Source organism: Natranaerofaba carboxydovora (assembly GCF_022539405.1).
In the GTDB taxonomy this organism is placed as follows: Bacteria; Bacillota; Natranaerobiia; order Natranaerobiales; family Natranaerofabaceae; genus Natranaerofaba; species Natranaerofaba carboxydovora.
In genome coordinates this window covers 1,183,803-1,196,636 of record NZ_CP054394.1, presented here as the reverse complement: position 1 = coordinate 1,196,636, position 12,834 = coordinate 1,183,803, and the positions used below count along the sequence as shown (strand labels likewise).

Sequence of the window (12,834 nt, the reverse complement as noted above, 5' to 3'; positions counted from 1 at the left end):
AAAATGCAAAACAAAACGACTTTATCTATTTATGTTGATGGCAAAAAAATATCAGCAGCTAAAGACGATAACCTCTTAGATATCTTAAATAAAAACGACTTTAAAATACCAACACTATGTTATCACAAAGGAGTACCTTCCTATGGAGCTTGCAGGCTTTGTAGTGTGGAAATTAAAGAAAAAGAAAAAACAAAAATTATAACATCATGTACTTATCCAATTAGAACTGACGGGTTAGAGGTTTTTACCAATTCTTCTGAGGTCTTAGAAATAAGAGAAATGATAATAAAACTTTTACTAGCAAAAACTCCAAGTTCCGAAAAAATAAAAGAACTCGCTAAAACTTATGGAGTTGAAAGCGAAGACAGATTTGTAACAGACGAAGATAAGGATAAAAAAAGGAACAAGGAAAATCTATGCATCCTGTGTGGGCTTTGTGTTAGAACGTGTAACGATGTGTTAAACAAAGGAGCAATAAGTTTTGTAAATAGAGGAATCGATAGAAAGGTAGCTCCTCCATTTGAAGAACCCCCTAAAGAATGCATCGGCTGCGAAGCCTGCAGTGTTGTCTGCCCGACAGGTCAGGCAAAAACTAAGATACAAGATAGCAGAAAATACATTGATCCGTGGGGGGCAGAGTTTGACGTTATTAAATGTGGTAACTGTGAAAACTTATACTTTTTTACAGACCAAACTATAAATGAGGTTAATTACAAAACTAAAAGTGAATCAGAGTTGAATTTAGGGTCAGTAAATGAAGATAGTGAATATGCCAGGTACTGCCCCAAATGTAAAAGAAAACTAAATATCAAAAACTTTAAAGATTCAAAAACATTAATTTAGCAGATACGCAGATACAAAGTAAATAAGAATTTTAAAAGGGAGAGGTGATAGAATGAGTAGAAAAGATTTTTCCGGGTACACCAAAGATAAGGCTACAGAAAAAATGCTTGAAAAATCAGATAATGAGAAAATACAAACTATCTGGGATAGATATGAAGAGCAATCACCCCAATGTGGATTTGGTTCTCTTGGGGTATGCTGCAAAATCTGTCTTCAAGGCCCGTGTAGAATTGACCCCTTTGATGAAAATCTATCCGAGGGAACATGCGGTGCTGATGCTGATACTATAGTAGCAAGAAATCTTATTCGCCAAATTGCAGCAGGAACTGCTTCTCATTCTGGTCATGCGAAACATCTAGCTCATATACTGCTGAAATCCGGTAAAGGAGAATACAAAGACTACCCGATAAAAGATAGCGAAAAATTAAAAAACGTCGCCAGCAGACTTGGTATTGAAACTGGTGGCAAAGAAGACAGTGAAATAGCAATAGAAGTAGGTAGAGCCGCTCTTGGTGAATTCTCCGAGAAAGAAGAAGCAAACCTGTGGGCTGCAACTACAGTTACTGAGGGCATGGCCAAAAAACTAACTGAATTAGGAGTAGTACCAGAAGGAATAGATAGTATAGTATCCGAGATAATGCACAGAACTCATTATGGTAATGATTCTGAGGTAAGTAACTTAATAATGGGCGGGGTTAAATGTGCCCTTGCTGACTACGCTGGCTGTCACATGGCAACAGACATTTCAGATATATTATTTGGAACCCCAAAACCAGTTAAAACCGAGGCAAACTTAGGAGTCCTAAAAGAAAGTGCAGTCAATATTGCCGTTCACGGCCATAACCCGGCCTTATCAGATATTATGGTCCAGGTTGCAAGTGAACTTGAAGATGAAGCTAAAAGTGTAGGGGCAAGTGAAGGAATAAATATAGTGGGTATCTGTTGTACTGGCAATGAAGTACTAATGCGCCACGGCATTCCATCAGCCACCCATTCAGTTTCGCAGGAAATGGCAATTGTTACAGGTGCCTTAGAAGCAGTAGTAACAGATTATCAGTGTGTCCTACCATCACTTACAAAAATAGCTGACTGTTACCACACAAAAATAATCACCACAATGCCAACAAGTAAAATAAAAGGTGCAACTCATATGGAAATAGATGAAGAAAACGCAAAAGACTGTGCCAAAGATATCATTAAAGAATCAATTAAAGCTTACAAAAACAGAAACCCCGAAAAAACAAATATACCGGATGATAAAACAACAGCTTATGCAGGGTTCTCAACAGAAGCTATTGTTGATGCTCTTAGCAAAGTAAATAGTGAAGATCCATTAAAACCTTTAATCGATAATATAGCCGAAGGTAATATACAGGGCGTCTGTCTTTTTGCAGGTTGTAATAATGTCAAGATAAAACAGGACGAAAATTACATCACGATGGCCAAAGAACTTGCCAAAAATAATATATTAGTTTTAGCTACCGGTTGTGGAGGCGGTGCCTTTGCTAGACATGGGCTTTTAACTCCCGAAGCAACCAACGAGTATGCAGGGGAGGGCCTAAAAAATGTTCTTACAGCAGTAGGTGAAGCTGCAGGACTTGGAGGACCATTACCTCTTGTTCTTCATGTAGGTTCTTGTGTTGATAATTCAAGGGCAGTAGATATTGCAGTCGCTTTAGCTAACAAATTAGGTGTTGACCTAAATCAACTGCCAGTAGTAGCTAGCGCCCCTGAATCCACCACAGAAAAAGCTATTTCAATTGGAACCTGGGCTGTTACTGGTGGGCTTCCAACACATGTAGAAGTCGTGCCCCCAATACTTGGAAGTAAAGAAGTGGTCAAACTGTTAACGCAAACATCCAAAGAATTGTTTGGTGGATATTTCATCGCTGAACCTGATCCCCTTAAAGCTTCACAATTGCTTTATGATGAGATAAAAGAAAGAAGAAGAGGGTTAAATTTGGAATAAATCAAAAAATCAGACAGATGAAATTAAATCTAGTTTTCGTGGTATAGAAGAGAAATTTTACGCATTTGTTGAATGTTGTAGTAAAATATTCTATACTATATCTATGTATGAAACTAATTATGAACAATAAGGAGGACTTTAACAATGGAAAAGACATTTGTAATGATCAAGCCAGATGGAGTTCAAAGGAATCTAGCAGGAAACGTTATCAGCCGTCTTGAAAACAAGGGGCTTAAACTAAAAGGTTTAAAGCTAATGCAGATTTCCGAGTCACTAGCAAAAACACATTACGGCGAACACGAAGGAAAGCCTTTCTTCCAAAGTTTAATCGATTACATAACCAGCGGGCCAGTAATCGCAATGGTATGGGAAGGGGAAAATGCAATAGAAGTGACAAGAAACATAATGGGTGAAACAGACCCCAAAAAAGCAGCTCCAGGAACTATCAGAGGGGATCTAGCACTTACCATAGGAGCAAATATAGTCCATGGTTCTGACAGCCCTGAAAGTGCCGAAAAAGAAATAGGTCTCTTCTTTTCCCAGGACGAGATTATTGATTACAATTTAACCCTAGAAAGTTGGGTATATCAAGATTAATATTTAAAGGGAGAGGAAGTGTGAGCTTTTGACAACAGACGCTGCCTTCGAAAACTTTAAAAAACAAGTGTACAATAAAACAGGCATCGACTTAAACCAATATAAAGAAAAACAAATGAAGAGACGCCTCAACAGCTTGATGAGAAAACGAGGCTTTGATAAATATGAGGACTATTGGGAAGCCCTACGAAAGGATCAGCAGCTATACCAAGAATTTCTTGATAGATTAACGATTAATGTCTCAGAATTTTTTAGAAATGCTGATCGCTGGAGTGTACTAGAAAATGAAATGCTCCCAAAGTTATTAGAAAATAGCAATGACAAAAGTCTAAAGGTTTGGAGCGCTGGGTGCTCTACGGGGGAGGAGCCATATACCCTTGTTATGGTTATGTCGAAGTTCTTGCCTTTTAATAAAATTAATGTTTATGCAACAGATATAGATGAAATGGCATTAAAAAAGGCTAAAGAAGGTTTATATCCTCAGGATAGGGTAAAAGGTGTCAAACCAGATTATATAGACAAATATTTTACTAAAGAAGGCAACAATTATAGAATTGACAAGAAAATTAGAGATTGTGTTGCCTTCGAAAAACAAAATATGCTAGAGGATAAATTTGATCACAGCTTTGACTTGATACTCTGCCGAAATGTAATGATATATTTTACTGAAGAAGCAAAAAAAGAACTTTATAAAAAGTTTTATGATGCCTTAAAAAAAGGTGGAATACTTTTTGTAGGTAGTACCGAGCAAATATTTGATGCTAGAAAGTTAGGGTTTAAATCAATTGCTACTTTTTTCTATCAAAAATAAATAGCTATATAAAGTCAAAATAAAAAACAGTGTAAGGCAATCGGCATTGATTGCTCAACACTGTTTTCTTACTTTTTCTTTTATTTTTACTTTTTTCCTTTTTGTTCTCATATAATATTTTCGTCTTTACTGTTTTACTGTGTTGAAATAATATGGTGAGCCATCCAGGATTCGAACCTGGGACACCCTGATTAAAAGTCAGGTGCTCTGCCAACTGAGCTAATGGCTCACATATTGGCTGGGGTGGCAGGATTCGAACCTGCGCATGCGGAGACCAAAACCCCGTGCCTTACCGCTTGGCTACACCCCAAAATAAAAAATACATAGAAATTAAATTTTTGCACATAAATTGGTGGAGAGGGAAGGATTCGAACCTTCGAAGGCTTACGCCAGCAGATTTACAGTCTGCCCCCTTTGGCCGAACTCGGGTACCTCTCCACGAAAAATCTACTATTATAAATTAATGGAGCTGACGTGGGGACTTGAACCCCAAGCCTGCTGATTACAAGTCAGCTGCTCTGCCGATTGAGCTACGTCAGCTCATATTTAGCAATATAATGTAATGGCGGGGCTGACGGGATTTGAACCCGCGATCTCCGGCGTGACAGGCCGGCGTGTTAAGCCACTTCACTACAGCCCCGCGCAAGCCTTTATTTTTCCTAAGGCAATAGATAGTATAACTTAAAAAAGATTATGAGTCAATAGATAAAAAATATTTTTTTATAAATTTTATATCTGATTCTGGTGCTAAGAAGTAATTTCATGAAAAAAAGTTTCTTAGCTGATAGAATAAATTCTGCCAGGTCTCAACTTGAAAAATTCCTCCTACTTCTCTTGCTATATAAGCATAACCAAATATAAGACCAAATAAAAATACTACGCATATAGCTCCCAAAACTATTAACACTTTAATATACTTATTTTCCAAACAACTCACCTCGAAAAAATCATCATTTAAAACACAATATTGTACAGACTAATTATAAAAGATTAATTTATTAAAATCAATATAACTATTTCATTAGAATTAATGAATAAGGAGGTTATACCTTGTTTAGCGAGGAATTCGATAAAATTTTTACAGAATTAAAGGAAATTGAAAACAAATTAGAAACTCAAGGAGAAAACTGTGACAAAGATAAAATCAAACAGCGCTTAATTGACTTAAGATCAAATATTGACGAATACATAGGCTATTGGCTTGGATTTGAGGAAAAGTTATGGGAATTACAAGAAAAATTCAAGATAGACATACCAGATCAATTAGATGAGTCACTAATTTCAGCTTATCTAGAATCATCTGGGTTGGCTGAATATTTAAGCAAAGACCTAGACGGGGATAATATGGATATATTAAATGAAATATTTTCTAAAGCACAATCAAATAGCTCAAAAGAAGATATCAATTCAAAAAAAGACTCAGAATATAATAAAAAATCAATAGAAGAGTCACGAGTTGATGGCAGTAAAAACGATGAAAGTGAAAGTAATAAAGATAAGCTAAGCGAAGATATTGAAGATACAAACGAAATAATCAATCAAGCAACAGATGAAACTAAGTACTCAACCACAATTAAAACTTTAGAAAGAGGACTTGGATACTTTGATCTTTTAATGTATGATGAAGCAAGAAATGAATTTGAAAAAGTTGTCAAACTTAATCCTAACATGATTATCGGACACTTCTATCTTGGAATAGCTAATGCAGAGAAAGGAAATTACGAAGAAGGCCTAAAAGAATTAAGGCTAGTACTGGCTCTAATTAAGGAAGATGAGCTAAAAGGAGTTATATACAATTTAATTGGCAATATTTATATCAAGCAAAAAGAATTTGAAAAAGCGCTTATAAATTTTTCTAGAGCCACAGAGTATAACTCTAATCTATTTGATGCTTATTTTAACCTGGGAGCCACTTATTTTAACTTAGGGGAATTTGACAAAAGTGAATCAACCTTCAAAATGGCACTGCAGTTAAAAACAGGCGACTGGGAAACACATCTTAATCTTGGTAAAGCACTAAGTTATCAGGGGAAATTAAAAGAAGCTTTGAACCATTACAAAAGAGCACTCGCCCTTAATCCAAAAGAAGGAAAAATCCATTTCGAAATCGGATTAGTTTATCAGCTTTTACAAAAAAACGAATTAGCTCATCAAGAATACGAAAAAGCAAAAATTTATTTAAATAAAGAAAAAAAGAAAGGTGATTAAATTGAAATTAAAGTTAATCGCCTTACTATTATTTTTTGCTTTAATAATTGTCTTTCAAGTTCCTCTAAAAGAAGCATACGCTGTTCCAAATAACAACAATATTATCGAAAGATTCGAACGAAAAAGTGAGCTTATGGAAATACATTTTATTGATGTGGGATACGGTGAAGCTACACTGATTAAAACCTCAGAAGACAAAAATATATTAATTGATGGAGGAGGAAAAAATCAGCTCAAAGCCTACCTACAAAACCTAAATATTGAGACTATAGATTTTCTTATAGTCTCAAACCCTACTAACCCATACATAAGCGGTTTACCTAAAATAATTAAAAACTTTGATGTCAAAAAGATTATTGATACAGGTAGTTCCGCTCCAACAAGCTATAACCATAAGTATTTGAATGCAGCTTATAAAGCCAAAATTGACAGCTTTTTCACTGGGAAAAAATCTATGCAATTTACCATAAATGAAAATTTAAAACTATTCTTTTTGTCTCCCAAAGAAATATCTCACTTACAACCCATTGACTTACGAAATAACTCTCTGGTAACGTTAATATCATATAAGGATGTATCCTTCTTACATACTGGAGCTATAAACAAAAAAATTGAGCGTCAATTAGTCGACAATGACAAAACCATGGAAAAGGTAAAAAATGCAAACATGTTAAAAGTAAGCCGTATGGGAAGTAAAAAAGCTAGTTCAACAAGATTCTTAGAGATTATAGATCCTGACGTTGCTGTTGTAACTGTTGGTGACAATCCAAGAAATCTACCAGATCCAGAGGTAATAAAAAAATTAAAAAATAAAAATATACACAGGGAAAGAGTTGACCAACAGGGAAGTATTGTTTTTTATACTGATGGCAAAAAGTTAAAATGGGATCAATAAAAGTAGAAACCATTCAAAATTGATAAATTGAAGGAATAATTTACGTTATTGTGGAAATATGTGTGGAAATATGTTATGAAAATCAGCCATTGGATAGGGGAGTTTTTTTATGAATCACTTTAAATGGGATAGTAATCAACTGGTACTTCTTGACCAAAGAAAATTGCCTCATGAAGAAATTTATTTTAATTGTAAAACCCATACTGATGTAGCAGACGCTATTTCTAAAATGATTATTCGCGGTGCCCCTGCGATAGGTGCGGCAGCTGCATTTGGAGTAGTACTTGGATTGCAAGAGCTAGCAAAAAAATCCAACAATGCCACAGACCCAATTAAAAAAGATCAAATTAAAAATGAGATGAAACAAATTGAAAAAACGCTAAAAGAATCAAGGCCTACAGCTGTTAATTTGCAGTGGGCAGTAGACCGAATTATAAATAAGCTTTCTAAGTTAGAATTAATGAGCCTTGAGATTTTGGTTGAAGAAGCTGAGAAAGAAGCTGTAGAGATTGCTAAAGAAGACAAACAAACAAATAAAGCTATTGGCAAAAACGGCCAAAGTCTAATTGATGACAACTCTACCGTTCTAACTCACTGTAATGCCGGAGCCCTCGCTACTGTTGATTATGGTACCGCTCTAGGAGTTATCAGAAGTGCTGTGGAAGAAGGTAAAAATCTCTCTATAATAGCAACGGAAACTCGTCCGTATTTACAGGGGGCGCGATTAACAGCATGGGAGCTACTAAAAGAAAAAATCCCAACTACTTTAATAACCGACAATATGGTCGGCTACTGCATGAAAAAAAATATGATAGATACTGTAATAGTAGGTGCTGATAGAATTGCCAAAAATGGAGATGTGGCAAACAAAATAGGAACTTATACCCTTGCCTTATTAGCACATCACCATAATATACCATTTTATGTCGCAGCGCCTATATCAACTTTTGATCTTACATTAAATAATGGTTCAGAAATACCAATAGAAACCAGGGATGATGATGAAGTAACCAAGATAAATGATTTGAGTATAGCTCCAGAAAACGTAGAAGTTTTTAACCCATCTTTTGATATTACACCAAATAAATTCGTCTGGGGCATTATCACCGAGAAAGGTGTCATAAAGAAACCCGATAAAGAAAACATCGAGAAATTTTTTAAATAGATTATCGGAAAAGAAATTAAGAATAGAGGGGAAGAGAGAAGTGACATCATCTAAGTATCCTAAAATCAAAGAAGAAATTATATATACATGTAAAGAGATGGTTAACCAGGAGCTAGTTTACTCAACCTGGGGAAATATCAGCAGTAAATTAGAAAATGGGTTTATTATCACTCCAAGCGGAATGGACTATTTAACAACTACTACAAAAGACCTTGTCTTGTTGGACCTAGAAGGAAATATTACCCGGGGAAACAGAAAACCATCTGTTGAATACCAACTTCATCAAGAACTCTATAAATCAAGGGATGATATAGAAGCCGTGATTCATACTCATAGTACTTACGCGACAGCTTTTGCGGTAGCATATCAGGAGATTCCTGCAATAGTCGAAGATATGGTCCAAGTAGTAAAAGGAGCAGTAAAAATAGCTGATTATGCTCTTCCAGGAACCAAAGAACTTGCACTAAACACAGTAAAAGCTATGGGCAATTCTAATGCAGTCCTACTGCCAAATCACGGTGTAGTTACCGTAGGCAGTTCCTTGAGTGAAGCTTTAAAAGCAAGTGTTTTAGTTGAAAGATGTGCGAAAACTTATATATTTAGTAACATGATCGGCAAACCCAATCCTTTACCTGAGGCTGAGATAAAAAAATTAAAAGAAATGTATAATAATTATGGTCAGACAACCAAATAACCAATCAGTCAATTTATAAAAAATAGAAAGGAGCATAATTATATGAAAGTACTTATCACTAATGATGATGGCGTACAAGCACCGGGCATTTTGGCTTTGGCCAGAAGATTTAGCAAAGAAGCAGAAGTAATAGTTGTAGCACCTGAACGAGAAAAAAGCGCAACAGGACATGCCATAACTATGCATAAGCCTTTAAGAGCAAGAAGAGTAAGTGAGCTTGAAGGAGATATCAAGGGAAAGGTTTATTCAATAAATGGAACACCTTCAGACTGTGTCAAGTTAGGTCTGCAGGCATTAATTAACGGCGAAGAGCCAGACCTAGTAATTTCGGGTGTTAACAGAGGTGCAAATCTAGGTACCGATGTTTTGTATTCAGGTACAGTCTCTGGAGCAATGGAAGGGTTGATCCTAGGTTATCCGTCTTTAGCAGTCTCAGTGGTAGATTTTGATGTAAAGGATTATACTCTGGCAACTGATTATGCTGTTTACATTGCCAAAAAGCTACATGATGGCTCACTATCTAATGAAACTTTGAAAAAAATACTATTAAATATTAATGTTCCTAACCTGCCCGAAGAAAAAATAAACGGCATGGAAATCACTCACCTGGGGGTTAGAAGGTATGAAGATGCTTTTGAAAAGAGGATAGATCCAAGGGGCAGGGAATATTACTGGATGGCAGGAGACATCGTTGATGATACTAGTGAAAAAAATGCCGATGTTACCTGTGTTTCAGAAAATAAAGTTTCTGTTACACCGATCAAATATGATATAACCAATTATGACCTTTTAGAAAAATTAAGAGGAGAAATTTTTTAAAACTGGAGGGGAAATTTTGGATAATAAAGAACTGGTTAAATATATTGATCACACAATATTAAGCCCTGATAGTAAAATTGAAGACATAAAAAATGTATGTAATGAAGCTATAGAACATGGTTTTAAAGGGGTTTGTATAAACCCCTTTTATGTTGAAGAGACAGCAAAACAGCTAGAAAACACAAGTGTCAAAACCATATCGGTAATAGGATTCCCACTCGGTTCAAGCAAAACTAAGATAAAACTAGAAGAGACAAGACAAGCTTTAGAAGATGGTGCACATGAAATAGATGTGGTTGCTAATATTGGGCAGATCAAAGATCATAAGTGGGACAAAATAAAGCACGAAATTGAAGAAATATATAACACAGTTTCTTCTCATAATGGTTTATTAAAAGTAATTATTGAAACTGGATACCTAACAGATGAAGAGAAAGAAAAAACAGCAGAAAGCTGTCTTAAAGCAGGAGCAGATTATATAAAAACATGTACTGGCTTTGGTCCAGGTCAGGCAACAGTAGATGATATATCACTACTTCATAGAATTGGCGGCAACAAAATGAAGGTTAAAGCCTCGGGGAAGATTAGAACCTATGAACAAGCTCTAGAACTTATAAAAGCCGGAGCTAGTAGAATAGGCGCGAGTAAAAGTGTTGAAATAATTAAAAACAGGCATTAAAAAGCACTCCCACTAATCGGGAGTGTGTTTTTTTATTAAAACCGGATACTGTTTTCGTAAGTAAATGGCAGGGGAGACAGGATTTGAACCCGCAACCACTGGATTTGGAGTCCAGCACTCTGCCAGTTGAGTTACTCCCCTACGCTGCAAATAACATTATATATTTTATAAGGTTTGTTGTCAACAGCTCATCTTATAACTCTTCTTTTAAACAGTTTTAGATTTCACAAATTACATTCTGTTATCTTTATAATTCCTCAAGGCTTCGCAAATATTATTATTTTAAAAAAAATAAAGTTTAGTCTAACTCAATTAATTTCACTACACCAAAAAAAAACTGCATCTTCAAAGGTTTTTTTTGGTTTATGTTGAATAATGTAGTAGTAGAGGTATTACTAACCATTTAAACACAGGAAAAATTACAGCCTGTGTTTTCTCATCTTTGAAAGGAGGGAATTATTTATGTTTGATTATCATCTCGGGGAACTCATTACAGTTAGTGTAGTTAACATTGCAATAGCAGTAGCCATACTTGTAATCGGTTGGATTGTAGCATTAATTGTATCTTCAGGAGTTGGGGGTGCAATCAGAAAAACTAAACTAAGAGATTTTTTAGTCAATCTATCAGCAACTGGAACAGAAGATGAAGAAGAACACAAGGAAAAACTACAAGCTTTAAATTTGGATAGGTGGATATCAAAGGTTGCATTTTATATTGTAATGTTTTTTGTTCTCATTGCATTTTTCCAGCAGTTAGAGTTAACAGTTGTTGCAGAACCTTTTACAAATCTGCTTTCACAAGTATTTAATTATCTTCCACTACTTGTTGGCGGTCTTGCATTATTATTCTTAGCATGGATTTTAGCAACAATCTTTAAATTAGTAGTTCTAAAAGTCCTTGTAAAAGCAAATGTAGATGATCGTTTTGGAGAAAAAGTAGAAGAAGGCCAAAAGTTCTCGTTAAGTCAATTAATTAGTAAGGTGACTTACTGGATAGTCATTTTGTTATTCATTCCAGCAATTTTAACAGCATTACAATTGGAAGGTATTTTGCAGCCAGTACAGCAAATGACTACAAAAGCATTAGATTTTGTACCTAATATTCTAGCAGCAGGTTTAATTCTTATTGTTGGTTGGTTTGTAGCCAAAATTTTAAGACAATTAGTTGAAGGTTTACTAACTACTGTAGGAGTAGATAAAGCTAGTGAAAATATTGGTATTGACAAAGCAATAGGTAACCAAAGTATATCAACCCTGGTTGGAATTATAGTTTATGCTCTAGTATATATTGTAGCCATCATATCAGCCCTTAATGCTCTAGCTTTAGAAGCTATCACAGCACCGGCAAGCAATATGCTAAACTTAATACTTGAAGCATTACCGGCCATTTTTGCAGCCGTTCTAGTTGTAGGAATAGCGTATGCGGTAGGTCTAGTAGTAAAAGGACTAATAACAAACTTACTAAACGCCGCAGGATTCAATAATATACTTGCAAAACTTGGCATAGGAAAAGAACCTGGTGAGGGCAGCTGGACACCTTCTGAAGCAGTTAGCTATATTGCTTTTGTAATAATTATGCTGTTTGCCAGTATTGAAGCAGCCGAGCTTTTAGGCTTTGCTTTATTTGCCAGTTTGGTTAGTCAGCTGTTAGTTTTCATCTCACAAATAATTATCGGGATTATAATCTTCGGAATAGCGTTGTACCTTGGAAATCTTGCTTATGATACTGTAAAAGTAACACAGACTCCACACAAAGGCTTTCTAGCAAGTTTAGCAAAATATTCAATTTTAGTTTTAGGTGGCTCTATGGCACTGCAGAGAATGGGGCTTGCTAATGAAATAATTGTATTAGCTTTTGGTCTTACACTTGGAGCAATAGCAATCACTGCAATAATTGCCTTCGGAATTGGAGGCAAAGACATAGCTGCCAGAGAGCTTGATGAGATAGTACAGAAATTTAAACAAGACAAAGATCAAAATCAGGGTTAATAAAATCCATATTTGATTTAGATCTTTAAAATCAGGGGCTGTTCTAAAAGTTATCAAAACTTTTGAGCAGCTCCTATTTTATTTATTAATATTGTTATCAATTCTTATTATTAGTATTATTAGTGTTGACACTTGTGGTATAATAATATTTAATGATATATAGAG

At 35.3% G+C, this 12,834-nt stretch carries 12 protein-coding genes and 6 tRNA genes; 11 read left to right on the top strand and 7 right to left on the bottom strand.

Annotated elements, in window-relative coordinates; translation table 11 throughout:
* Positions 1-3: 3 nt before the first annotated feature.
* From ACONDI_RS05775 to ACONDI_RS05760, 4 genes are all read left to right on the top strand, one after another.
* The gene (locus tag ACONDI_RS05775) at positions 4-843 is read left to right on the top strand and encodes a 2Fe-2S iron-sulfur cluster-binding protein (RefSeq protein ID WP_241080518.1); all 840 of its coding nucleotides are present in this window, start codon (positions 4-6) and stop codon (positions 841-843) included.
* Between the two features lie 52 nt (positions 844-895).
* The gene (gene cooS, locus ACONDI_RS05770) at positions 896-2,812 is read left to right on the top strand and encodes an anaerobic carbon-monoxide dehydrogenase catalytic subunit (RefSeq protein ID WP_241080517.1); all 1,917 of its coding nucleotides are present in this window, start codon (positions 896-898) and stop codon (positions 2,810-2,812) included.
* A 144-nt stretch (positions 2,813-2,956) separates the two neighbouring features.
* A complete protein-coding gene (gene ndk, locus ACONDI_RS05765; protein ID WP_241080516.1) occupies positions 2,957-3,409 on the top strand; it encodes a nucleoside-diphosphate kinase in 453 nt (150 codons plus the stop codon).
* Positions 3,410-3,437: 28 nt separating this feature from the next.
* Positions 3,438-4,220 (top strand): CheR family methyltransferase, encoded by a 783-nt coding sequence (locus tag ACONDI_RS05760; protein WP_241080515.1) that lies wholly within the window; start codon positions 3,438-3,440, stop codon positions 4,218-4,220.
* Positions 4,221-4,373: 153 nt separating this feature from the next.
* Here ACONDI_RS05760 and ACONDI_RS05755 read toward each other — a convergent pair.
* The 6 genes from ACONDI_RS05755 to ACONDI_RS05730 form a co-directional block, all read right to left on the bottom strand.
* Positions 4,374-4,449, bottom strand: a tRNA-Lys gene (locus tag ACONDI_RS05755).
* Between the two features lie 6 nt (positions 4,450-4,455).
* Positions 4,456-4,530 (bottom strand) — tRNA-Gln (locus tag ACONDI_RS05750).
* Between the two features lie 40 nt (positions 4,531-4,570).
* Positions 4,571-4,658 (bottom strand) — tRNA-Tyr (locus ACONDI_RS05745).
* 26 nt (positions 4,659-4,684) lie between these two features.
* Positions 4,685-4,760, bottom strand: a tRNA-Thr gene (locus ACONDI_RS05740).
* Between the two features lie 23 nt (positions 4,761-4,783).
* Positions 4,784-4,860: transfer RNA gene (locus tag ACONDI_RS05735), tRNA-Asp, on the bottom strand.
* 120 nt (positions 4,861-4,980) lie between these two features.
* Entirely contained in the window at positions 4,981-5,148 is a 168-nt protein-coding gene (locus ACONDI_RS05730; protein ID WP_241080514.1) for a hypothetical protein, read from the bottom strand.
* A gap of 122 nt (positions 5,149-5,270) precedes the next feature.
* On the opposite strand from ACONDI_RS05730, the gene ACONDI_RS05725 reads away from it, so the two are divergent.
* The 6 genes from ACONDI_RS05725 to deoC all read left to right on the top strand — a co-directional run bounded on the left by ACONDI_RS05725 (position 5,271) and on the right by deoC (position 10,680).
* Positions 5,271-6,428, top strand: coding sequence for a tetratricopeptide repeat protein (locus ACONDI_RS05725; RefSeq protein WP_241080513.1), 1,158 nt, complete (start codon positions 5,271-5,273; stop codon positions 6,426-6,428).
* 1 nt (position 6,429) lies between these two features.
* On the top strand, positions 6,430-7,323 hold the full coding sequence (locus ACONDI_RS05720; protein WP_241080512.1) for a ComEC/Rec2 family competence protein: 894 nt from the start codon (positions 6,430-6,432) through the stop codon (positions 7,321-7,323).
* 109 nt (positions 7,324-7,432) lie between these two features.
* Positions 7,433-8,488 carry an S-methyl-5-thioribose-1-phosphate isomerase gene (gene mtnA / locus ACONDI_RS05715; RefSeq protein WP_241080511.1) on the top strand — a complete coding sequence of 352 codons (1,056 nt, stop codon included), beginning with the start codon at positions 7,433-7,435 and terminating at the stop codon, positions 8,486-8,488.
* Positions 8,489-8,528: 40 nt separating this feature from the next.
* Positions 8,529-9,182: a class II aldolase/adducin family protein gene (locus ACONDI_RS05710; RefSeq protein ID WP_241080510.1), complete on the top strand. Its 654-nt coding sequence runs from the start codon at positions 8,529-8,531 to the stop codon at positions 9,180-9,182.
* Between the two features lie 42 nt (positions 9,183-9,224).
* Positions 9,225-10,001 carry a 5'/3'-nucleotidase SurE gene (surE, locus tag ACONDI_RS05705; protein WP_241080509.1) on the top strand — a complete coding sequence of 259 codons (777 nt, stop codon included), beginning with the start codon at positions 9,225-9,227 and terminating at the stop codon, positions 9,999-10,001.
* Between the two features lie 16 nt (positions 10,002-10,017).
* Positions 10,018-10,680 (top strand): deoxyribose-phosphate aldolase, encoded by a 663-nt coding sequence (gene deoC, locus ACONDI_RS05700; protein ID WP_241080508.1) that lies wholly within the window; start codon positions 10,018-10,020, stop codon positions 10,678-10,680.
* A 65-nt stretch (positions 10,681-10,745) separates the two neighbouring features.
* Here the strand turns inward: deoC and ACONDI_RS05695 are convergent.
* Positions 10,746-10,821, bottom strand: a tRNA-Trp gene (locus tag ACONDI_RS05695).
* 321 nt (positions 10,822-11,142) lie between these two features.
* Here ACONDI_RS05695 and ACONDI_RS05690 point away from each other — a divergent pair.
* Entirely contained in the window at positions 11,143-12,669 is a 1,527-nt protein-coding gene (locus ACONDI_RS05690) for a mechanosensitive ion channel (RefSeq protein WP_241080507.1), read from the top strand.
* The last annotated feature ends 165 nt before the right edge of the window (positions 12,670-12,834 follow it).